The 23,888-nt window shown below is 67.3% G+C and carries 12 protein-coding genes; 10 read left to right on the top strand and 2 right to left on the bottom strand.

Annotation, left to right across the window (positions count from 1 at the left end; all coding sequences use genetic code 11):
* Positions 1–265 precede the first annotated feature (265 nt).
* The 9 genes from WKW80_RS16175 to WKW80_RS16135 are packed head-to-tail and all read left to right on the top strand — an operon-like array spanning position 266 to position 20,623.
* Positions 266–12,310, top strand: coding sequence for a VCBS domain-containing protein (locus WKW80_RS16175; RefSeq protein ID WP_340364585.1), 12,045 nt, complete (start codon positions 266–268; stop codon positions 12,308–12,310).
* A gap of 40 nt (positions 12,311–12,350) precedes the next feature.
* Positions 12,351–12,491 carry a hypothetical protein gene (locus tag WKW80_RS16170; protein WP_340364584.1) on the top strand — a complete coding sequence of 47 codons (141 nt, stop codon included), beginning with the start codon at positions 12,351–12,353 and terminating at the stop codon, positions 12,489–12,491.
* A gap of 11 nt (positions 12,492–12,502) precedes the next feature.
* A complete protein-coding gene (locus WKW80_RS16165; RefSeq protein ID WP_340364583.1) occupies positions 12,503–13,378 on the top strand; it encodes a DUF2092 domain-containing protein in 876 nt (291 codons plus the stop codon).
* Positions 13,379–13,424: 46 nt separating this feature from the next.
* A complete protein-coding gene (locus WKW80_RS16160; RefSeq protein ID WP_340364582.1) occupies positions 13,425–13,991 on the top strand; it encodes a hypothetical protein in 567 nt (188 codons plus the stop codon).
* A 24-nt stretch (positions 13,992–14,015) separates the two neighbouring features.
* A complete protein-coding gene (locus WKW80_RS16155) occupies positions 14,016–15,554 on the top strand; it encodes a TolC family protein (RefSeq protein ID WP_340364581.1) in 1,539 nt (512 codons plus the stop codon).
* 7 nt (positions 15,555–15,561) lie between these two features.
* Positions 15,562–16,308, top strand: coding sequence for an efflux RND transporter periplasmic adaptor subunit (locus tag WKW80_RS16150; protein WP_340364580.1), 747 nt, complete (start codon positions 15,562–15,564; stop codon positions 16,306–16,308).
* Positions 16,305–17,648, top strand: a complete 1,344-nt coding sequence (locus WKW80_RS16145) for an efflux RND transporter periplasmic adaptor subunit (protein WP_340364579.1) — start codon at positions 16,305–16,307, stop codon at positions 17,646–17,648. Before WKW80_RS16150 ends, WKW80_RS16145 begins: the two co-directional genes overlap by 4 nt.
* On the top strand, positions 17,648–19,747 hold the full coding sequence (locus tag WKW80_RS16140) for a site-2 protease family protein (protein ID WP_340364578.1): 2,100 nt from the start codon (positions 17,648–17,650) through the stop codon (positions 19,745–19,747). Before WKW80_RS16145 ends, WKW80_RS16140 begins: the two co-directional genes overlap by 1 nt.
* Before the next feature lie 12 nt (positions 19,748–19,759).
* The gene (locus WKW80_RS16135; RefSeq protein WP_340364577.1) at positions 19,760–20,623 is read left to right on the top strand and encodes a bile acid:sodium symporter family protein; all 864 of its coding nucleotides are present in this window, start codon (positions 19,760–19,762) and stop codon (positions 20,621–20,623) included.
* Between the two features lie 405 nt (positions 20,624–21,028).
* On the opposite strand, the gene WKW80_RS16130 is transcribed toward WKW80_RS16135, so the two are convergent.
* Together WKW80_RS16130 and WKW80_RS16125 are read right to left on the bottom strand one after the other, a co-directional pair.
* Positions 21,029–22,288 (bottom strand): formylglycine-generating enzyme family protein, encoded by a 1,260-nt coding sequence (locus tag WKW80_RS16130; RefSeq protein WP_422822914.1) that lies wholly within the window; start codon positions 22,286–22,288, stop codon positions 21,029–21,031.
* A 64-nt stretch (positions 22,289–22,352) separates the two neighbouring features.
* The gene (locus WKW80_RS16125; RefSeq protein ID WP_340364576.1) at positions 22,353–22,943 is read right to left on the bottom strand and encodes a hypothetical protein; all 591 of its coding nucleotides are present in this window, start codon (positions 22,941–22,943) and stop codon (positions 22,353–22,355) included.
* Positions 22,944–23,176: 233 nt separating this feature from the next.
* On the opposite strand from WKW80_RS16125, the gene WKW80_RS16120 reads away from it, so the two are divergent.
* Positions 23,177–23,734 carry a hypothetical protein gene (locus WKW80_RS16120; protein WP_340364575.1) on the top strand — a complete coding sequence of 186 codons (558 nt, stop codon included), beginning with the start codon at positions 23,177–23,179 and terminating at the stop codon, positions 23,732–23,734.
* Positions 23,735–23,888: the final 154 nt, after the last annotated feature.

Below are 23,888 nucleotides of genomic sequence, written 5' to 3'. Positions count from 1 at the left end.
CGTCCCCAGACAGAACAAGCTCGACAATTCAACCCAGTCGAAAGGGTCAACGCTCGCTTGACCAGGCTCCGGGAGCACACTGTCCCGCGGTCAACAGTACCCCTGCCTTGCCTTTCCACGACCGCCCGTGAACCATAGAATCAAGTTCATCCCTGCGCGGGCTCATCGCCAGGGCGGTGAACCTGGTGCACCCAGCTAGGTGCGAGGGGCATCGGGCATCGAGTTGTACCGGCGAGGCAAGCCATATCACCAAGGGAACTCGCGCATGAACATGAGACATTTCAGGCCGCAAAGCCATGCAATGGCTCTTGAGCCCAGGATCATGTTCGATGGCGCAGCCGCCGCCGCGGTGGAGCAGCACCATGCCGATACGCCCCAACCTGTCGACAGGACTGTCGAGCATCCCGCGACATCGCCGCAGCCCGCGGCGCAACGTCCCGCAGCATCCGCTCCCGCACCAGCGCAAAACTTGCTGGTCATCGACGGGCGTCTCGATCAGCGTGACTTCCTGGCGGCGCAGGCCGTGGCCGGCACGGCGGTGCTGGTCGTGAACGGCAACGAGGATGGTCTTGCCGCGATCTCCGCTGCGCTGGCGAGGCTTGGCCAGGTCGATTCGATTCAGATCCTGTCCCACGGCATGGCTGGGCAGTTCGAGCTGGGCAATCGCGCCATCACGAGCGACAACGTCGATCAACTGGCTTCGCAGCTTCAGTCATGGCACGCGTCGCTGACGGCGGGTGCGGACATCCAGTTGTATGGCTGCGACGTGGGCGCTGGCGCGACAGGCCGCGCGCTGGTGAGCGAACTTGCACGCTGGACCGGCGCGGACGTTGCAGCTTCCAGCGATGAGACCGGCAGTGCGGCGGCAGGCGGCAACTGGACGCTGGAGACAAGCGCAGGCCTGATCGACAAGCCCATCGCGATCAGCGCGATGGGCCTTGCCGAATTCAAGGGCCTGCTCGCGAATGCGAGCCCGACCGTGGCGCTGTCGTCGGGCGGCTCGGACGTCCTGCTGGGCGGGCAGTTCAGTTTCACCGCGAGTTTCACCAACACCGAGTCGCAAGTCGGATTCGCGCCCTACATCGACGTGTTCCTCCCCGCGACCGGCAAGGACGGCGACGACGGCGCAACCTTCGTGTCGGCGACCTACCTGGGTCAGGCGATCAAGACCTATACGGTGACCTTCGATGCCGGCGGCAACGCAGAACATCCGCTGGCAAAGGACGCGACCGGGGCCGCGCTGGTGATTCATGCGGCCGACTTCGGCATGCGGGCGGGCGACCAGCTGGTCGTACTGCAGCTGCCCAATGCGAGTGTGATCCAGGGGCAGCCGAGCATCGACATCGTGGTCACCGCGCAGCTTAGCAACCTGGCCGACACCAACGCATCGGACCCGGCGCCGGACTTGCTGGTCAAGGCGCGCGGCGGCTTCCAGTTCGGCAACGATTCGGCCGATGACCCGACCATCGACCCCACGCTGGTCGAAGCCGGCACCCACGACTTCAATATCCATCCCACGGTGATGAGCCTGACGCAGTCGGTCCCGATGGAAGACAACACCACGGTGACCGGGCCGAACTATCCGCACACCGTGGTGGTGACGGCAAGTGCCGCACCGGGCCAGACCGTAAGCAACGTGGTCATCAGCCAGGACGTGCCCGCCGACATCCTGGTGACGGGCATCACGCCCGGCGCCGGCGGCGTGCTGAACTCGGTCACGCTGGCCACGGGTGAAGTGCTGACGGCCCCCGCGGAGATCAACGCCGCGCTCGTGGGTGGCGCCTATGTCGGGAGCTATACGGTCACCTACGCCGCGCTGACCGGCTCGGTCGACACGACGCTGCAGTTCTACGTGCCCGAGACGGATGCGAGCGGCACACCGGTGCTCGACCCGACCACCGGTGCGCCGGTCACCATCACGGTGGCGCCGCCGTCGGCCAGCGCCCAATGGACGCCGCTGGATCCGCGCGACGTGTCGAGCGGAACGATCGATGTCGCCGGGACCGGCGGCTCGGCGAGTTTCACCGCCCAGGCGATCGCGCTCTACAAGAGCGTTGCTGTCACGACCAACGTCGGCAGCCCGCAGGTCAGCCCCGGCGACACGCTCACCTACACCTTGCGGATCGCGATGTCGGACTACTTCGCCTTCGGCGAGAACCTCCTGACGCAGGGGCAATTCGACGCCACCGACCAGCTGTCCGACGGGCAGACCGCGATCGTCGGAAGCGGCGTGCTGAGCTACACGGTCGCAGGCGTCACCAAGAGCATTCCGCTGGTCAGCGGCAGCGTGCCTCTCCCCGACGGTGTGACAGCGCTGTCGCTGGACATCGGGCAATCTTTGCGCAATGCGGGCGAGACCATCGGCGCGCTGCCCGGCGACCTGGCATTCGACCCGGTGAGGGACGGCGCCACCACCATCCTCGTGACCTACAGGGCAACTGTCGATCAGGATTTCACCACGCCGCACCCGCACGTCCCGATCAATGAAGGCGACACCGTCGGCAACGACGCCGCGATCACCGCGACCTTGCTGCACAACCCGGTCAACCTCACGGGCGGCGTGGTCACCGACGGCGACCGAACGACGACGGAGATCCCTCCGAGCAACGTCGACATCCAGGTACTGGCCGTCAATGGCGCGCCGGCGCCGGCCGCAGTCGAGTTGCATCCGGGCGACGTCGTGACCTTCCAGATGAGCTATGACCTGGTCACCGGAGACTACGAGCACTTCATCCTGACCAGCTTCCTGCCGCTGCCCCTGTTCGACCTGTCCAGCGTGAACTGGTCCGAAGGAACGGGCCCTGGGCAGTGGCAGATCGGTCCCGGCAACACGACCACCGACACGCTCGCAAGCGTGACCAACGGACCGGGCAACTCGGTGATCTTCGACTACGGGGACAACACGAACCCGGGCGTGGCTGGCTCGCGCATCGAAGTGCGGTTCACGCTGGTGGTGGGCAACGAGCCGTTCGGGGACCAACGCTCGGTCACGGTGCAGGCGCAGTCGGACCAGCTCACGACCGTGGACGAGGACCACCTGACATCGCTGGATGCCGCCGTCATCTCATCGGTCGCGGAACCAGTGCTCGGCATGACGCACGGTGTCGTGTCCTCCACCGGCGGCAGCATCAGCGGCACCATCGGCGCCTGGGCGGCGCCCGGCAGCGCGGGCGTGCCGTTCACCGGCAGCGTGACCGATACGAAGGCGGTGGACGGCAACATCGACGGCTTCGACGCGGGCGACACGCTGCGCATGGCCACCGCCATCGAGAACACCGGCGGCGGCGTGGCATTCGACGTGGCGACGTCGGTCACGCTGCCGACGGGCCTGAGCTTCGTGGGCGGCAGCCTGGCCAATACCATCAAGGTGTACCGTGGCGACGGGACGTTGATGGTGCTCGGCACCGACTACAGCGTCACCGGCAACGTCGTCACTTTCCTGGACCCGGGCGGATTCGCATCGCTACCCGCAGGGCGTGCCGGCACCGCGGCCGATACCAGCGGCGCCAACCTGATCGTGATCACCTACGACGTGCTGGCCGCCGCCGCGCTGCCGGCCGGCAGCACGCTGTCGAGCACCGCGACGCTGCTCGACTACGCGGGCGTCGATGGAGGGACGGACTTCACGCCATCCGACCCCACCGACACCGCGAGCGAGCAGGTGGCCGTGCCGACCATCAGCGTGGTGTTTGCCGGTGGCACGGTGGACGACACGGATTCCAGTTCCGCGAGCACCACCGGCGCCGACGTCGTGGTGGGCGAATCGATGCTGTACGACATCGTCGTGACCCTGCCCGAAGGCACCGCGCAGAACCTGCGCGTGGACGATCTCGTTCCCGCCGGCATGAGCCTGGACCCGACCTTCAATGGCATCGGCTATCAGCTCATCACGACCGCCATCGCCGCGAACGGCGGCGCCGACTACAACGGCACCGCGACGGTCGGCGCGCTTTCGGGCGTTGGCGGCACGCTGGGCGCAGACGGCGTCGACGCGCGCCTGTCCTTCACGGCCAACGCGACGGCAGCCGACAACGTTGCCGGCAACAACAGCTTCGTCATCCGCGTGCGCCTGGTCGCCAGCAACAGCATCGACAACCAGGCCGGCCGTGCGATGGCGCAGGATGCGCGGCTCACCTACACGGACCCGGACGCCGACACGCCCAACGGCGCCGCGCCCATCGACCGCGTCGTCCCGCGCACCGGCGCGCAGCCCGTGGTGACGCTGCGCGAACCCACGCTCACCATCACGCAGACGAACAGCGCGGTCCCACCGTTGGGCGTGGACTCCGGCGACACGGTCGACTACACCATCACGATCAGCAACGGCAACGCCGCCACGGACTTCGCGGCGTTCGACGTCGCGTTCAGGGACGTCCTGCCGACGGCACAATTGAGCAACCTCACCATTCTCAGCGTGACGCTTGCCAACGGTGCGACCGGGAATCCGAGCGACTTCGTGATCGACCCCGACGGCACCCTGCACACGGTGTCCGGCGCGAACATCGACCTGCCCAAGGGTGGCAGCGTCACGCTGGTCGTTCGGGGCACGGTCACATCCCAGGCGGCGAATACGCCCTCGATCGTGAACACGGCCACCGTGAGCTGGACCAGCCTCGATGGCGCCAACGCGGGCGAACGCAACGGCGTCGACGGCCTGCTCGCCAGCGGCGTGCTCAACGACTACCAGGCGTCGGCGTCGACCGACGTCCGCGTGCTGCACGGTGTCCAGTTGTCGCGCATCGGCGGCCTGCCCGACACATTGCCGCCCGCGGGCGGAACGCTGGCGCCGGACGAGCAAGTGGCGGTTGGCGAAGTGATCCGCTACCGGGTGGTGAGCGCAATCCCCGAGGGCTCGACCAACGACCTCACCGTGACGGTCACATTGCAGAACGGCCTGGAATACATCGACGACGGCACCGTGCGCATCGCCTTCGTGTCGAATGGCGGCATCGGCAGTTCGTTCGGGGACCTTGCCACCGGCGGCACGCTGCAGGTGGTGGGCGACGAGACCAGCGGCTTGCGCCAGCCCATCGCAACGGACCTGTCCGGTGCGGCGCCCACCAGCGTCTTCAACCCCGGTCACATCACCGTGAGCGCGGACGGCAACGGCAACACGGTGCTCACCTTCCACCTCGGAAACCTGCAGAACAACGACAACGACCCGAACTTCGAGTTCGCCACGATCGAATTCAACGGCCGCGTGCTCAACGTGTCGGCCAACGTGGCCGGCACGCGACTTTCCGCGACGCCCTCGAATGCCGCTGCCGGCGTGCCGATCAGCACCCAGGCTGCCGTGCTGTTCGAGGACATCGTCGAGCCGGATTTCAATGGCGTGGTCAAGCAGGTCGACAGCTTCACGCCCAATGCGACGGCCACGACCAGCCATGCCGATGTGTCGGTGCGCTTCACGCAGGACGGAACGGCGCCCGCTTTTGACGTGACGCTGGTCGACAGCTTCGCCGGTGCGACGGCCTACACGCCCACCAGCGTTTCCATCGGTGGCGTGCTCTACACGCCCGCCACCTTGCCGGCCGGGGTGACCTTCACCGCGACAGGCGGCGGCGTGACGCTGACCTTCGCCCGGCTCGATCCGGGCGTCGCGGTGGTGGTGCTGTACGGCGTCGACGTGAGCACCAACGCGGCCTATGCCAACTCCGACGCCACGCTGACCTGGAGCAGCCTGCCCGAGACCTTCACGAACTGGGGCGGCTCGACCGTGGGCACCGACGGCACCGGCGAAGGAGAACGCATCGGCACGGGCACCTCTCCCAACACCTACCTGAGGGCCGAGGGCGCCGGCCTCGGCCTCATCACCGGCGCGCTGTGGGATGACTCGGCCTCGCCCACGACCAGCACCACGCCGGACGGCACGCGGCTGGCCGGCCAGACCGTCACGCTCACCTGGGCGGGCGCGGACGGCAACCTGGCCACCACGGCAGACAACCAGACCTTCCAGACAGTGACCGACGCCAACGGCGTCTTCAACTTCAGCGCGCTGGCTGCAGGCCAATACCGCATCGACGCGCCCACGCCGGTGACGCTTGCGCAGCCCTTGGGCCAACTGCGCGCGCGCATCGACACGGATGCCTCCACGCCGCCCGGCCAGGTCGTTTCGAACGTGGGCGAGGGCGCCACAGGCACGGCCAACGTCGGCTATGTGCAGCAGAACGATGCGCCGGTGAATACGCTGCCCGGCACGCAGAACGGGCTGGAAGACGTGCTGCTGAACCTTGCCCCGATCGGCATTGCGGATGTCGACGCGGGCGCCGGCATCCTCGATGTGACGCTGACGGTGACGAAGGGCGTGCTCGATCTTTCGCAGGCCACCACCGGCGTCACGCCCACGGGAGCCGGCACCGCGACGATGACGCTGAGCGGCACGCTCGCCGATCTCAACGTGGCACTGTCGCGCCTGACCTACCTGGGCGCGCTCAACTTCAACGGCACCGACACGCTCACCGTCCTTGCCAAAGACCGCGGCAACTTCGGCGACGCCGACGGCGACGGCATCCCGGGCGAGCCGGTCCAGGACCAGCTGCAGGACCGCGACACGCTGCAGATCATCCTGGCCCCGGTGAACGACCCGCCGCAGAGCGTCCCCGACACCGCCCTCGCGACCGAGGCCGGCGGCGTCGCCAACGGCGCGCCCGGCGTGAATCCGATCGGCAACATGCTGGACAACGATCTCGACGTCGACATCCAGACCAACGCCGACACGCTGCACCTCGTGCAGGTGCGCAGCGTGGCAACGGGCGCCGTGGCCACGCCGCCGCCGGGCGCCCCGGTCGACATCGTGGGCCTCTACGGCACCCTGACGTTCGACCTCGATGGCGGCTATCGCTACACGGCCGACAACAACAACCCGCTGGTGCAGGCCTTGCGAGTGAGCGGGCAGACGCTGACCGAGTCGTTCGAATACACGATGGCCGACAAGGCCGGCGCCGCGGATACAGCGGCGGTCACGCCCACGTTGACCGTGACCATCCGCGGCGCCAACGACGCGCCCGTTGCGGGCGACGACGCCGGCACCGCCATCGAGGCGGGCGGCGTCAACAACGCCATCGCGGGGTCGGTTGCGGCCGGCAACGTCCTGGGCAACGACACCGACGTCGACAGCGTGGCCAACGGCGAGACCAAGGTCGTCACAGCCGTTCGTGCCGTGCCGGAAGACGTGCGCGGAGATGCCCTGTCCGTCCCGCCGGGCGCGCCGCCATCGATTGCCGGCCTGTACGGCACGCTCACCCTCTCCGCGAACGGCGACTACACCTATACGCCTGACGACACCAACGCACTGGTGCAAGGATTGCAGGTGGGGCAGACGCTGAACGAAATCTTCAGCTACCAGGTTACCGATGCAGGTGGCCTGAGCGACCTGGCCAACCTGCGCATCGTCATCCAGGGCCGCAACGATGCGCCGGTGGCCGTCGACGACGCGGCCAACGCGGTCGAGGCCGGCGGCGTGGCCAACGCAACGGCCGGCACCGACCCGACCGGCAACGTGCTCTCCAACGACACCGACGTAGATACAGCGGACACGAAGACGGTCACGGAGTTCCGCACCGGCAACGAGACCGGCACGGGCGTCAACGGCCTGTTCGGCACCGAACTGCGCGGCACCTACGGCTGGCTCACGCTCTCGGCCGATGGCACCTACAGCTACCGCGTCGACAACAACCAGGCCGAGGTGCAGGCGCTGCGGCAAGGCACCGATACGCTCACCGACAATTTCAGCTACACGGTCGGCGACATCGCGGGCGGCACCGACCGGGCCACGCTGGCCGTCACCATCCACGGTGCGAACGACACGCCGGTGGCCGTCGACGACACGGCCGATGCGGTGGAGGCGGGCGGCATCGCCAATGGCCTGGCGGGCACCAACCCGAGCGGAAACGTCATCACTGCCAACGACAGCGACGTCGATGCGAATGGCGAGGTCCTGAGCATCGCTGGCTACACGTTCGGCGCGACGGCCGGTACGCTCGGCACGCCGCTCACCGCAACCTACGGCAGCCTGCTGCTCGATGCCGACGGAAGCTACACCTACACGGTGGACAACGCCAACGCGGCTGTGCAGGCACTGCGGCAGCCCACCGACACGCTCACCGAAGCCTTCACCTATACGCTGCGCGATGCGCTCGGCGCCACGACGACGGCCACGCTGACCGTCACCATCCATGGCGCGGACGACAACCCCGTGGCTGCGGACGACGCGGCCACCGCGGTGGAAGCCGGCGGCCCGAACAACGCCCTGCCGGGCATCGACCCGACCGGCAACGTGCTGACCAACGACACCGATGTCGACGGCGGCGCGGCCGGACCGATCAACAACGGCGAGACGCGCGCCGTGTCGACCGTGCGCGCCGGCACCGAGGCCGGCACCGGCGCCGCTGGCTTGTTGGGCGCCGAACTGCGCGGCACCTATGGCTGGTTGACGCTCAATGCCAACGGCAGCTACAGCTATCGCCTCGACAACAACCAGGCCGAAGTGCAGGCGCTGCGCACCAACGGCAACACGCTCACCGACAACTTCAGCTACGAGGTGGTCGATGCCGCAGGCGCGACAGACCGCGCCACGCTGGCCATCACGATCCAGGGTGCCAACGACACGCCCGGCGCAGTCGATGATGCGGCGACCGCCATCGAGGCTGGCGGTGTGGCCAATGCCATCCCCGGCGTGAACCCCACGGGCAACGTGCTCGCGAACGATGCCGACGTGGACACCAACGGCGAGACCCTGTCCGTCGCCGGCTTCGCGCAGGGTGCGGTGAACGGCACGCTCGGCACGGCGTTCACGGGCGCCTACGGCAGCCTCCTGCTCAACGCCGACGGTACCTACGCCTACTCGGTGGACAACAACAACGCGGCGGTGCAGGCCCTGCGCCAAGACAGCGACACCCTGGCCGAAGTCTTCACCTACACGATGCGCGATGCGCTGGGCGCCACCTCCACGGCGACGCTGACGGTCACCATCCACGGGCGCGACGACAACCCGACGGCGGTGGACGACACGGCCCTGGCGGTCGAGGCGGGCGGGGTGGCCAACGGCCTGCCGGGCGTCGCCCCGACCGGCAACGTGCTGCCCAACGACACCGACGTGGATGACGTGGTCGCCGATTTCGTCGTCGCCGGCATCCGCACGGGCACGGAGGCGGGCAGCGGCACGGCCGGCAACGTGGGCACGGCGCTGGCGGGGCTGTACGGCTCGCTGGCGATCAATGCCGACGGCAGCTATGCGTACACGGTGGATAACGGCAAGGCCGAGGTGCAGGCGGTGCGCCAGTCCGGCGACACGCTCACCGACGTCTTCACCTACACGATGGCCGATGCGGCCGTGGGCGGTGCCACCGACCTGGCGCAACTGACCATCACCATCCAGGGGGCCGACGACGCACCGGTGGCGGCCAATGACGTGGCCGACGCGGTGGAGGCGGGCGGCGTGGCCAACGACATCCCCGGAGTCGATCCGGCGGGCAATGTCATCGCCAACGACAGCGACGTGGACCAGCACGGCGAGGCGCTGGGCATTGCCGGCTTCACGCATGCGCTGGGCACCGGCACGCTCGGCACGGCCTTCACCGCCGCCTACGGATCGCTGCTGCTGGACGCCGATGGCACCTACACCTACACGGTGGACAACGACAACGCCGATGTGCAGGCACTGCGCGTGGACACCGACACGCTGACCGAGGTCTTCACGTACACCTTGCGGGACGCGCTGGGAGCCACCGCCACGGCGACCCTGACGGTCACCATCCATGGCCGCGACGACGCGCCGGTCGCCAGGGTCAATCTTGTGACGGCGCAGGAAGCGGGCGGCGCCTTCAATGGCACCCCGGGTGTCAATCCGAGCGGCAACGTGCTGATCAACGACAACGATGTCGACGCCGGCGATCAGCGATTCCTGACCGGCATTCACCCTGGCACCAAGGAGGAACGTCTCGCCTTCACCATCGTCACCGCCGCCCCCGTAGTGGTCGACGGTCAATTCGGAGGGATCACCGTCGACCCGCGCGGCACCTTCCTCTACGTGGTCAACAACACGGCCGCGGCGGTCGAACGCCTGCGCGCCGGCGACATCCTGTCCGAAACCTTCACCTACCAGACCCGCGATGATTTGGGTCTCTTCGACGTGGCGCAGATCACCGTGGACATCGTGGGTGCCTGGGACGCGCCGGTGGGTGTCAACGACCTCGACTCCGCCAGGACCGGCACCGTCCGCAATCCCGGCCTGGGCGTCGACGCCGTGGGCAACGTGCTCGCCAACGATACCGATGTGGACTCCCCGGATTCGTCCGCGGTCAGTGCGGTCGGCGTCGGGGCCGAAGGCACGGGTGCCGTGATGCAGCCGGTGGTTCCCGGAACACCTCGGGTGATCGACGGGCTCTACGGCCGGCTCACCATCAACGAGGACGGTTCCTACGTCTACAAGGTCGACCTGTTGAACCTGCAGGTGCTCGCGCTCGGGCCCGACCAGGTGCTCAATGAATTCTTCACCTACGAGCTCGTCGACAACGGCGGCCTGACGGACCTGGCTCAGCTGCAGATCGTCGTGCGCGGCCGCAACAACGCGCCGTTGTCGCGGCCTGACACCGGCGCCGCGGTGGAGGCGGGCGGCCTGGACAACAACGTCCCCGGCGTGATTCCCGGCGGCAACGTGCTGGGCAACGACCTCGACATCGACGGCGACCCGATGATGATCACCGGCATCAGCGCCGGGACCAGTGCCGCCAGCGGCGCCGGAACGGTCGGGCAGACGTTGCGCGGCCAGTGGGGCGATCTGGTCATCAACGCCGATGGCAAATGGACCTACACGGTGGACAACGCCATGGCCGAGGTGCAGGCGCTGCGCGTGAGCGGGCAGACGCTGGTCGACGTCTTCACCTACACCGTGTCCGACCCGCTGGGCGACATCAATACGGCTCGGCTGTCGATCACCGTCGACGGCCGCAACGACACGCCGAAAGCCACCGACGACAACACCATCGCGGTGGAAGCCGGCGGCGTGAACAACGCAACGTCCGGCATCAACCCGGCCGGCAACGTCCTCGCCAACGACACCGACGTCGACAGCGTCGCCAACGGCGAGACGAAGCAGGTCGATGGGTTCATGAACAGCGTGGGCGCGTCTGCCGTTGCAGGCCAGTCGCTGGCCGGCCTCTACGGCAGCCTCGTGCTCGATGCGGACGGCAGCTACAGCTACGCGGTCGACAACGACAACCCGACGGTCCAGGCGCTGCGCACCGGCCTCGAGACGCTCACCGAAGTCTTCACCTATACCATGCGCGACGCCGCGGGCGCGCAATCGCAGGCGCGTCTTGCCATCGTCGTGCAGGGCGCCGACGACAACCCGGTGGCGCTCAACGACAGCAACGCGGCCACCGACCAGACGCCGTCACCGCAGGCCGCCGGCAACGTGCTTGCGAACGACGCCGACGTGGACGCGGGCGACGCGTTGCACGTCGCGGGCATTCGCTCCGGCGCCGAGACGGGCACGGGTGCGGCGGGCGTCGTGGGCCAGCCGATCGCGGGACGCTACGGCGCGCTGGTCATCCATGCCGACGGCAGCTACACCTACAGCATCGACCTGGGCAACCCTGACGTGCTGGCCCAGGCCGGTGCCGGCAAGGTGCTGCAGGACGTCTTCACCTACACCGTGGCGGACCGCGCGGGCGGCACCGACCAGGCCGAACTCGTCATCGATCTCGATATCGCCGCACCCTTCATAGAGGCGGGCGCCTCGCCCCACCCCGGCGGTTATCTGCGCGTGCGGGATCCGATCCTGACGATGAACGTGGAGCCGGCGATCTTCATCGCGCCCGTGGTCGAGGCCGATTCGCTCTTGAACCGCCTGTCGCGCCTTTCCACCGACGGCACCGAGGCCGGGATGGTGTTCGACTTGGGCATCCAGAGCGACACTTTGCGCGACTTGCTGGGAGAGGGGGGTGATGGCCGCGGTGATGGCCGCGGTGATCGCGTGGGTGGTGTCCGTGGCCAGTTCGTCCATGCGGCCGTGCGAGAGAGCGTCCTCGCCAGCCAGATCGATCTCGCCCGCCTGATCGGGCGCCATGGCCGGGTCAGCCTGACGGCGGATGGCCTGCTTGGCGATCCCTCGTTGTTCTCGGACACCGATGACCATCTCATCATCGGGCCGGCCCAGCGCATCGGCGCCAACGACACCAACGACACCAACGACACCAAGGAGGCCCAGGACAACGGCAATGCAAGCAGTACGCAAGGCCCTGCCGCGGCGGCCTTCACCGAACAGCTCAGGCTGGCTTCCAAGCGGTTCAATCCGTCCTGGTTCCGATAGCCTCGCCGCGCCCATCACCACCTCGCAAGGAGCTGAAAGCATGACGGCCGCCTTGATACGCCGACCTGAACTTGCCAAGGTAGAGTGGTTCGCGGCCGGCCTGAAACTGCCCCAGGGGGCAATTGCGCCTGGGGGCCGTGAATCGTATGGTCAGCTGTCAGTCGTCGAAATGATCATCTGAAGGGAAGTTTCATGTTTCGTACATTTGAGTCTTTGAAGTTGTCGGTCCTCGGAGCCGCGGCCTGCCTTGTGCTGGCTTCGTGCGCACAGCAGCCCTCCGCGCCCGCGTCGACGACGCCCGCGCCTCCTCCCGCCAAGGCAAGTTCGGGCGGTGCTGCGGCGGCACCTGCGGCCGCACCTGCAGCCGCACCTGCCGCGGATGCGGTCGATCCCGAGGTGCTCAAGGCGCTCGACCGCATGTCGGCCTACTTGCGTACCCTCACGTCCTTCCAGGTCGACACCTACTCGCTGACGGACGATGCGCTCGACAACGGCCAGCTGGCGCAGCTGGGCCGCACGGCCAGGCTGAAGGTGCGCCGGCCCGATGGCCTGCAGGTCGAGCTGAACAACGACCGCGGCGACCGCAACGTGCTGTACTACAACGGCAAGACGGCCAGCATCTACAGCCCGCGCACCAAGTACTACGCGACCGTGCCGGCGCCCGCGACCCTGAAGGAAGTGGTGGGAGTGCTGACCGAAAAATACGACATCGACGTGCCGGCCGCCGACCTGTTCTCGTGGGACAGCGGCAAGATGGATCCGGCGGCGATCAAGTCGGCCAGCTACCTCGGCGTGGCCGCTGTCGATGGCCACCTGACCGATCAGTTTGCGGTCCGTCAGGCGGATGTCGATTGGCAGATCTGGATCGAGCGCGGGAGCACGCCGCTGCCGCGCAAGCTGGTGATCGTCACCACTTCGGATCCGGCAAGGCCGCAGCACACCGTGGTCTTGCGCTGGAACACGTCGGCCACCTTCGCACCCAGCGTTTTCGATTTCAAGGCGCCTGCGGGCAGCCATCGCATTGCGATCCAGAGAACCGATGGAACGGTCGAGAACCCGGGCAAGTAGGCCCCGACTCGATGAATCCGATCAACATTCAATGCAAGGACGCGCCATGATTCAGCAGCAAAAAAATTCGGCAGGCAGGTTTGTTTCGTTCACCGCGAGCAGCGCCCTTTCGGTGGCCGTCGCATGCGCCGGCCTCGGCTTCGCGGGCAACGCGGATGCACGTGCGGGTGGTGGTGTTGGTGGTGGTGGTGGCGGTGCGCGCACGTCGGTCAATCACGGCGGCGGCGGGGGCGGCGGGGGCGGCGGCGTCAACCGCAATGTGAACGCCAACGCCAATGCGAACGTGAACCGCAATGCCAACGTGAACCGCAATACCAACGTCAATACCAATACCAACGTCAACCGCAACGTCAACGTGAACAACAACGTCAACGTGGTGGGCGGCCGCGGCGGCCACTACGACAACTACCATCCGGTCGCGACCGCGGCGGCCGTGACGGCAACCGTCGCCGTCACGGCCGCGGTGGTGGGTTCGGTGGTGAACACGCTGCCGCCGTCGTGTTCGGCGGTGATGATGAACGGGATCACCTACCAGAATTGCGGCGGGTCGTATTACCAGCCGCAGTACGTGGGCTCTCAAGTCAACTACGTGGTGGTCAATCCCCCGCAATAACGAAACTGCCGGTGTGGGGTCACGATGGTCTGCCGCAGACTCAGGACGCCGGGCACGCTGCTGATCGCAGTCTTGCTGGCGGCCTGCGGCGCCGTCCGGCAGCAGCCCTATACCGAAGACCAGGCGATCGATCGCGCGCAGGCCGACCAGGTCAGCATGTACAAGGATCAGGAGCCGGTGACGGGTCCGATCACCTTCCACGAGGCGGCTGCGCGCGCCCTCAAGTACAACCTCGACTACCGCCTCAAGCTGATGGAGAGCGCGCTGGCGTCCAACCTGCGCGATGTGTCCAGTTACGAGATGCTGCCGCGGCTGGTGGCCTCGGCCGGCCATCTCGGGCGCAACAACGATTCGGGTGGCACGTCCATCGGCATCGAAGACCGCCAGGTGAGCGTGCGTGCATCGACGTCGGAGGAGCGCTATCGCTACCTCGGCAGCCTGGGCCTGAGCTGGAGCACGCTGGACTTCAGCATTGCCTACTACCGCACCGCGCAGAAGGCCGACCAGATCCTGATGGCCGAGGAGCGCCGCCGCAAGGTCGCGCAGAACGTGCTGCAGGACGTGCGCAATTCGTACTGGCGGGCCCTCGGTGCGCAGCGGCTGTTGCCGCAGGTCGACGGCCTGCTGGCACGCACCAACAACGCGATCCGCCAGGCGCGCGAGGCGCAGGACAAGGGCCTGCTGCCGCGCCAGGAGATCCTGGCCTACCAGCGCGCGCTGCTGGATTCGGTCTCGCTGCTGACGATCCGCAGGCAGGACCTCGAGTTCTCGCAGGCGGAGTTGCGTGCGCTGATGTCGCTGCCGGCCAATGCGCCGATGCAACTGGTCGACACGCCCAACCCGGAGTTGCCCGCGCTCGGCACGGACATCGGGCAACTGGAGCAGCTCTCGCTCGTCAAGCGCCCCGAGATCATGGAGGAGTGGTATCGCAAGCGGGCCAACGAGCGTGACATCGAGATAGCCAAGGCACAGCTCTGGCCGAACCTCAGCCTCATTCTGAGCAGCCAGTACGACTCCAACAAGTACCTCTACAACAACTACTGGAACGCGACCGGCGTCGACGTGTCGATCAACCTGCTGAAGCTGCTGGCGATTCCTTCGCTCAATGCATCGCAACAGTCGCAGCGCGAGACCGACGACGCGCGGCGCATCGCGCTGTCGATGGCCGTGCTGACGCAGGTACGCGTAGGCGCGCTGCGCTACCAGCTTTCGCTGCAGGAAGTCCAGTTCGCCAACGAGAGCCTGCGCGTCGATGCCAACCTGCTCGACTATTCGCGTGCCGCAAGGAAAACCTCCCTCGGCTCGGAGCTCGAAGTGATCCGTGCCGAAGGCCGCTTCCTGTTGTCGAGCTACCAGCGCGAGGCCGCGTTCGCGAACGCGCAGGCCGCCTGGGGGCGCCTGTACAACTCGGTCGGCCTCGACGTGTTTCCGCCCGCCATCGACAGCTTCGACATCAAGACGCTGTCGGGCGAGATCCAGCGCGTGACCACTGAGATGGAGCAGTCCGCGCTGCTGCGCATTGCAACAGGTGGAGGTGCCGGTGCAAGCCTTGTCAGGCCCTGAGAAGTTGTTGGCAGCGCTCGTCCTCGGCGTCGTCGTTGCCACGCCCGCGATCGCCCAGGCGCCCGCCTCGAAGCCCGCCGTCGTCGACCCGTCCGCCATCCGCGTGCTGCTGGTGCCGGAACTGGAGACCACGCTGTCGGCCCAGATGAACGGCACGCTCGGTGAAATCAACGGGTCGCTCGGCAAGCAGGTGCCCAAGGGTGCGCTGCTGGTGCAGTTGCAATGCGCAGAGCAGCAGGCCCGCGCCAAGGTGGCCGAGGCGGAACTGGCCCAGGCCCGGCAGAACCTCGACGCAAAGAAGCGCCTGCGCGAACTCGATGCCGTGGGTGACCTCGAAGTCTCCATGGCCAACACCGAAGCCGAAAAGGCGGCCGGTGCGCGCTCGCTCGCCGTCACGCAGGCCGGCTATTGCGCGGTGCGCGCGCCGTTCGCCGCGCGCATCGCCAAGGTGTATGCCAAGTCCTACCAGACCGTGAGTGCCGGTGCGCCGCTGTTCGACATCGTGAGCGACAGCGCGCTGAAGCTGCGGTTGAACGTGCCTTCGACGCTGTTCAAGCAGCTGCAGCCGGGCCAGCCGTTCAAGGTCCTCATCGCCGAGACCGGCAAGACCTATCCGGCCCGCATCAGCGCCGTCAATGCCCGTGTCGACGCTGTCGCGCAGACGGTCGAACTCGAAGGCAAGCTCGACGCAAAGTTTCCCGACCTCATTGCAGGCATGAGCGGCATCGCGAGCTTTCCGGGCGCTGCGCAGTGAACGACCGCATCCAGCTCCCGCCGCAACTGCTGCTCAACCTGAGTGCATTGCGCGACAAGGCACTGGCCGCCGATACGTTGAACACGCTGGCCTTCTCGATGGCCAACGACCTGTATCCGCTGCTGCAGTTCCGGCAGGCGCTGGTGCTGGCGCAACGCGGCGAATCCTTCGAGGTGCTGTGCGTGTCGGGTCTGGCCAAGCCGCAGGAAGACTCGCCTTACCTGGTGTGGTTGCGCCGCACCGCGCGCTGGCTGGCGAAACAGCTGCAGGGCAACGAGCCGCAGTGGCTTTCGCGTGATGCGCTGAAGCCGCCGACCGAGGTTGCCGATGGCTGGACCGAATGGTGGCCCGTCGGCCTCTGGTGCATTCCGCTGCATGGCAAGGACGGCAAGCGCCTGGGGCTGGTGGTGTTCCTCATGGATGCGCCGCCGCTGGAACCGCTGCAGCCGCTGCTGCAAGGCATCTGGCAGACCTGGGCCTACTGCTGGTCGGCGTTGACCAGGCATCGCCGCTTCGCCGGCTGGCGTCCGAGCCGCGGGCACGGCTTGCTGGCGGCGGCACTGCTTGCCGTGCTGGCATTGCTGCCGGTGCGCCAGACCGCCCTGGCGCCGGCGGAAATCGTCTCGCGCGAAGCCAAGATCATCAGCTCGCCGATCGACGGTGTCATCGCGCAGGTGCATGTGCGGCCGAACCAGGCGGTCGAAGCGGGCACACCGCTGTTCACCCTCGACGAGACCACGTTGCGCAGCCGCGCCGAGGTGCTGGGCAAGGAAGTCGCCGTGGCCGACGCCGAACTGCTCGCGGCCAGCCAGCGCGCCTTCGACAACCCGCAAAGCAAGAGCGAGTTGACGTTGCTCAACGGCAAGGCGCAACAGCGCCGCTCTGAATGGGCGGCGGTGACGGCGCAACTCGCGCGCACGCATGTGTTGTCGCCGCGCGCTGGCGTGGCGGTGTTCAGCGATCCGAACGACTGGATCGGCAAGCCGGTGGTGACCGGCGAGCGCATCCTCCAGGTGGCCGATCCGGCCCAGCCTGTGATGCTGGTGCAGTTGCCGGTAGCCGATGCCATTGCACTGGAGGTGGGCGCGCCGGTCACGCTGTACCTCACGGCCTATCCGCTGGAGCCGCTGGAGGGCAGGATCCTCGAGACCAGCTACCAGGCCCGCAGCACCGAGGAAGGCGTCGTGGCCTATCGGCTGCTGGCGAGCATCGAGGGGCAGGGCGAGCACCGACGCCTCGGCCTGCACGGCACGGCCAAGCTATACGGCGATCGCGTCGTGCTCGGTTACTACCTGCTGCGCCGGCCGATCGCGGCGGCGCGCGCCTGGCTGGGCTGGTGATGCAAGTTGCGCTGGAAGACCTGCCGCTGCCGCCGTTGCGCGAGGATCTGCGCCTGAGCGAGGCCGCTGCCGATCGCAGCGGCGAGCCGAGCTGGGTGATCCAGGACACGGTCATCAACCGCTTCTACCGCATCGGTTGGCTCGAGTTCGAATGCCTGCTGCGCTGGGGCCAGACGCCGCGCGCCATCAGCGAGTTGATTTCGCAGCAGACCGCGCTCAAGCCCGACGCCGGACAGGTGCTCGACTTCCGGTGCTTCCTCGACCAGAACCAGCTGTTGCGGCCCGGCCCGGAAGCGGTCGACCGCCTGCGCATGCAGAGCGAGGGCAACCCATGGAGGACCTGGAGGGGCTGGCTGCATCACTACCTCTTCTTTCGCATTCCGCTGGTGCGGCCGCAGCGGATGCTGGGCCATCTGGTGAGGTACCTCGGCTGGCTGTTCCATCCGTTGACGGGGTTGCTGGTGCTGGCGCTCGGCGCCCTCGGCGTGGCGCTCGTGGCGCACCAGTGGGATGCGTTTCGCGGCGCGGTCGTCGAATCCTTTTCGGCCGAAGGCATCGTCGGCTTTGCCATTGCAGTGGCCTTCGGCAAGGCCCTGCACGAGATGGGGCATGCGCTGGTGGCCACGCGGCTGGGCCTGAAGGTGGCGCACATGGGCATTGCCTTCGTCGTGTTGTGGCCGATGCTCTACACGGACACCGGCGAGGCCTGGAAGCTGCGCAGTTCGCGCCAGCGGCTGGCCATTGCAAGCGCCGGCATCCTGACGGAATTGGCGCTCGCGGGGCTCTCCACGCTCGGCTGGGCCGTGTGCGAGCCGGGCGCATTGCGCGACGGCTTCTTCTACCTGGCAACCACCGCCTGGGTGCTGTCGCTCGCGCTGAACGCAAGTCCGTTCATGCGCTTCGATGGCTACTTCATCCTGTCGGACCTGCTGGACTTCCCGAACCTGCACGAGCGCTCGCAACGGCTCGCGCGCGTGGCGTTGCGGCGCGGGCTGCTGGGCTTGCCGGACGAATGGCCCGAGTCCTTCGGCGCGGCGCAGCGGCATGCGCTGATTGCATTCGCCATGGTCACGTGGGTGTACCGGCTCGTGCTGTTCGCGGGCATCGCCGTGGCGGTGTACCTGCTGTTCTTCAAGCTGCTCGGGATCTTCCTGTTCGCGGTCGAGGCCTCATGGTTCATCCTGCGTCCTATCTGGCGCGAACTGGGGCACTGGTGGACCCGAAGGGCGGGCATTCCCATGCGACGCAAATTCTTCGTGCTGGCCTTCCTGGCCGCGCTGCTGGCGCTGCTGGCGATGCCGTGGCAAACGCAGATCCATGCATACGGCGTGGCCCGGGCCGAGCATCAGCTTCGCGTGTTCGCGCCGTTCCCTGCGCTGATCCGCGACATTCGTGGCATGGGGACGGTCCGTGCCGGCGAAGCGCTGATCGTGCTGGAACAACCCGACATCACCGAACGCATGGCGCGAAGCGAAGCGGGCGTGCGCAGCTACGACGCACGCCTGACCGGCCTGCTGGCCGAGCCTGCCGGCCTGACCGAAGAGGCGGCCACGCGCCAGCGCCTCGATGTGCAGATCCAGGAGCAGCGCGCCGCCCGCTCCGAGATCGCGCGCCTGAACCTGCAAGCACCCTTCGACGGACAGTGGCGCGACGTCGACCCGGACTGGCAGGCCGGGCAATGGACCGGCACCAGGGAAGCGCTGGGCATGCTGGTCGACCCGCGCAGCTGGCAGGTCGATGCCTATGTCAAGCCCGATGAAGTGCACCGGATCGAAGCCGGCGCCGGCGCGCGCTTCTATCCGGAAGGGCACTTCACGCCCATCGAAGGCCGCGTCGTCGCCATTGGCAGCACGCGCGTGGCGCAGCTCGAACATCGCATGCTGGCGGCGCGCCATGGCGGACCGTTGGCCACGTCCAAGCAGGGCGAGGCGCTGGTGCCGACGCCGGCGCTCTTCCATGTGCTGGTTCAACTCGATGCGCCGCCGCCGGCCATGCAGGAGGTGCGTGGCCATCTGCAGATCGACGGCGCGCGCCGCAGCCTCCTGGGCGAAGGTGCAACGCAGTTGCTGGCCGTGGCGCGTCGCGAAAGTGGTTTTTGAAAGGACGGTGCAATGAATGCACGTGAAGTGATAGCGCTGGCCCTGCAGGCCAGCATCATCGTGACGGTATTTGGCTTCGGCCTCAAGGCGACGCGGGAAGACGTGCTCTATGTCTTCGAGCGGCCCATGCATCTCGTGCGCTCGGTGCTCGCGATGTTCGTCATCATGCCGGTCATTGCAGTAGTGCTGGCGCAGAGCTTCGACTTCCGCCATCCGGTCGAGGTCGCGCTGGTGGCGCTGGCCATTTCACCGGTGCCGCCGCTGCTCCCGCGCAAGCACAAGAAGGCGGGCGGGCAAGTCTCCTACGGGTTGGGGCTGATGGTGACGATGGCCGTCCTGTCGTTGGCCTTCATCCCGCTGGCGCTGCACCTGCTTGGCCTGTTCTACGACAAGTCCTACGCGACGCCGCCCGCGGCGATCGCGAAGATCGTCTTTACCGCGGCGGTGCTGCCGTTGCTGGCTGGCATGCTGTGCGGCCGCCTCTTTCCCAAGCGGGCCCAGGCCATCGCGGCACCCGCCATCCTCGTGGGCAAATTCCTGTTGCCCATCGCGGGTGTTGCGATCCTCATCGCCGCACACCGTGCGCTCGGGGCCTTGCTGGGCGATGGAACGCTGGTCGCGATCGTCGTGTTCGTCGCCATCGCATTGGTCGTCGGCCATGCGCTCGGCGGTCCCGATCCGGAGGAGCGGGGAGTGCTCGCGCTGTCGACGGCATGCCGGCATCCCGGAATTGCCATTGCCATCGCGACCGCCAACGCGGCCGACCCCAACGACCACCAGTCGTCCGCCGCGATCATGCTGTACCTTGTAGTGAGCATCATCGCGACGGTGCCTTATGTGAGATGGCAATCGAGGCGGCTCGACCCTCCGAACTAGAGGATGAACATCCCCTAAGCGCCTGCGGCGCCTCCCCTTCGAGGGGGCGTACCCTGCGGCCCGGCAAAGCCGGTTCCGCGGGGGAAATGGAACACCCCCGATGCGCCTTCGGCGCCTCCCCCTCGAGGGGGCGCACCCTGCGGCCCGGCAAAGCCGGTTCCGCGGGGGATGGAACACCCCCGATGCGCCTTCGGCGCCTCCCCCTCGAGGGGGCGCACCCAGCGGCCCGGCAAAGCCGGTTCCGCGGGTGCCCACGAACAGGCCCCGCTTTGCTGGCCCCGATTTGATGCGTCGCGAGTCACGCGATAGCGTGGGGGAAAACGGATATGAGCGAGAGCGACGATGCTCGGGAAGTGGCCTTCTGCCATGCCTCGCCGGGGTCGAAGCGGGCAATGCCGCCGGCGGCTAGCTGGCGGGTCTGGGAGCGTCGCTCACCAGCCGGAAGCCGATGTGGCTCATGGGGTTGAACGGGTCATTGCCACGTCGCGCACTCGGGCGGTAGCTCAGGCAATAATCTTCATTGCAAAGGAAGGAGCCGCCTCGTGTCACGCGCCGCGGCGCGGCGGGCGGGGCGCTGGCGTCCTCAGGGTCCCAGCTGTCTTGCGGGCCCGTGGGGTTGTCGATTGGCTTGCCGCCTTGCGCCCTGGACTGCAGTTGGAAGTAGTCGGATCGGTACCAGTCGGCCACCCATTGCCAGGCATTGCCGGTCATGTCGACCAGCCCGTAGCCATTGGGCAGGAAGGTGCCGACCGGCTGCGTGCCAATCGCGCCGCCGGCCTTGGCGCTCACCACCGGGAAGCGGCCCTTGGCCGTCCGGTCCCAGATGTTGGCCATGGGCTGGCCATTGGGCTGGTAGTCGTCGCCCCAGGCATAGGTCGCCTGCTCGAGTCCGCCGCGCGCGGCAAATTCCCATTCGGCCTCGGTGGGCAGGCGCTTGTTGGCCCACTTGGCATAGGCCAGGGCATCTTCGTAGCTGACCTGCACGACTGGATGGTCGTCCTTGCCTTCGATGCTGCTGCCGGGGCCTTGCGGCGCCTTCCAGTTGGCACCAGGCATGTATTGCCACCACTGCGACCAGTCATTGAGGTTCACGGGTTTGTCGGTGCCGACAAAGACCATCGCGCCGGCAACCATCGCGCCCTCGGGGGGCATGGGCGTGCCAGGCGGGCTCTGCACGCGAATGGTCTCCCAATCGGGCTTGCGTTCTGCCGTGGTCACGTAATGGGTGGCATTGACGAACTCGCGGAACTGCGCGTTGGTGACGTGCGCGCGGTCCATCCAGAAACCCTGTACCTGGACCGGATGCGCGGGCTTCTCGTTGGGCTGCGCCATCTTGCTGTCGCTGCCCATCTGAAATACGCCGCCGGGTACCCACACCATGCCCTTGGGGCCGCGAATGCCGTCGCCACTGACGACGATGGGCCTGTCGCCCTTGGCGCCGGCCACGCGCGGGGCCGGTTGCGCCTGGCGCGATTGCCACCAGGTTGCGCCGCCATAAGCGGCACCCCCTACGGCCACCGCGCCGATCGAGGCGAGCAGCAACGTCCTTCGTGTCGACTGGGGCTGCGCCGCCGGCGCGGGGGTCGACATATTGCCGGGCGCAGCAGCGCCTTGCGAAGGCGTGGCGCCTTTTTGTTGCTTGTTGCGGTGACGTTTGCTGCTCATGTTGTCCGTTGAACCTACCCTGGCCCGCGTTTCGTGCGCGGGGCGCGCGGCAATCCCGCTAGCGCTACTTCTTCTTGGCCACGCGCTCCACGCTCAGCACGGCGGCCTCGGTGAACACGGCGCGCACCTGGCTGCCGGCTTTCACCTTGCTCACGTCCAGGTCGTCAGGGATCTTGACGGTGACAGTGCGCGAAATGCCGCGCAACTGCGCCGTGCGTGCCTTGAGGTCGATCGACTGAACCGTGGCCAGTACTTCGACCGTGCGCATGGCGGCCGTGCCAGGCAACGAACCTGCCGGCGCAGTGGCCCCGCCGGTGGTTTCTACCCGTTCGCGGATGCCGCTGTTGTCGGCAACCGGTTCGAGCTTGCTCGCAAGGGCAGCGACATAGCGCAGCACGAGTTGGTCGCCGACGTGCACTTCGTCGAAGTTCTTGACCGAGTCGGGAACATCGACCCGGGTGAGCTTGCCCTTCGGACCCTTCAACACGGCGGTGCGGTGAACCTTGTCGAGTTCGACGACGGTTGCACTCACCACAAGCTCGCCAGCGGTTGCGCGCACGCTTCCGTCCGCCGACTTCGCAGCTTTCGTGTCCTGGGCAAATGTGGCGTTGGAGAGCGCAAGAGCGCCAGCCAGAACGATGACGGAATAACGCATGAAAAATTGACTCCCGCGCATTGAAAAGATTGAGTCGATGGCGCCTGCTGCGCAGACGCCGCATCGGCTCTCGGAGAAATGTCGCTTCGGCAATGTAGCGGAAATCGCCGGCGGGTTGGCGGTGCCCGACCCATTCGTTGCATCAAGGTGCAGCGCACGCGCCAAAACAGCGTTTGCATGCGGGTTTGCAAGCTAGTAAGGTAGCCCGCTTTCCGACTGTCAGGGCCATGCTCATGCGACAACTGCTTCTGCTTCGCGGTACCTTCAACGTGCTGTTCGCCGGTTACCTGCTGATAGCGCCGAAGGACACGATGCTGGGCGGCTACTACGGCGTGATCGATGGCGCGCTCGCCCTGCTTCTCGCGGTTGCCTTGTTTCAAAGCGTGCGTGGGCGATGGCTTTTCTTCATCGTGCTGCTCGATGGCATCGTGCGGCTGGCATTCGGCGGCATGCTGCTGCTGAACCCGAACATCACGACGAATCTCCTCACCGGCGCGTTCTTCGCCACCGCCGTCATTACCGTCTTCATCGCGCTGGGCATCACGGGTGTGCTCTACGGCGTCGTGCACTCCTTCAAGGAGCAGGGTCACAGCGGATCGCCGCAATCCCTCGTGTGGCCGGCCGTCGTCGCCAGTGTCAGCACCGCATTGTTTGGCGTGGGCCTGATCCTCGGACCGTCCGGCAGCGTCGAGCGGCGCTTCGTCGTGGTCGCCTATGGGCTGGTGTTCGGATTGACCCTGCTGTTCGCGGGCATTCGCCTTCGCAGCAGCGCTGCGCTGCCTGAAGCCTGATCCTCGCCATGAGGTGGTTGGGTTGTGTCGACCCAGGATGCCGCCATATCAGTTTTCCGGCACGCTATCGCGCGACCCGCGACCCGCGACCCGCGACCCGCGACCCGCGACCCGCGACCCGCGACCCGCGACCCGCGACCCGCGACCCGCGACG

This window comes from Variovorax humicola (genome assembly GCF_037889915.1).
GTDB lineage: Bacteria > Pseudomonadota > Gammaproteobacteria > Burkholderiales > Burkholderiaceae_C > Variovorax > Variovorax humicola.
Note: the sequence above shows the minus strand (reverse complement) of the source record. Positions and strands in the feature narration are given on the sequence as shown.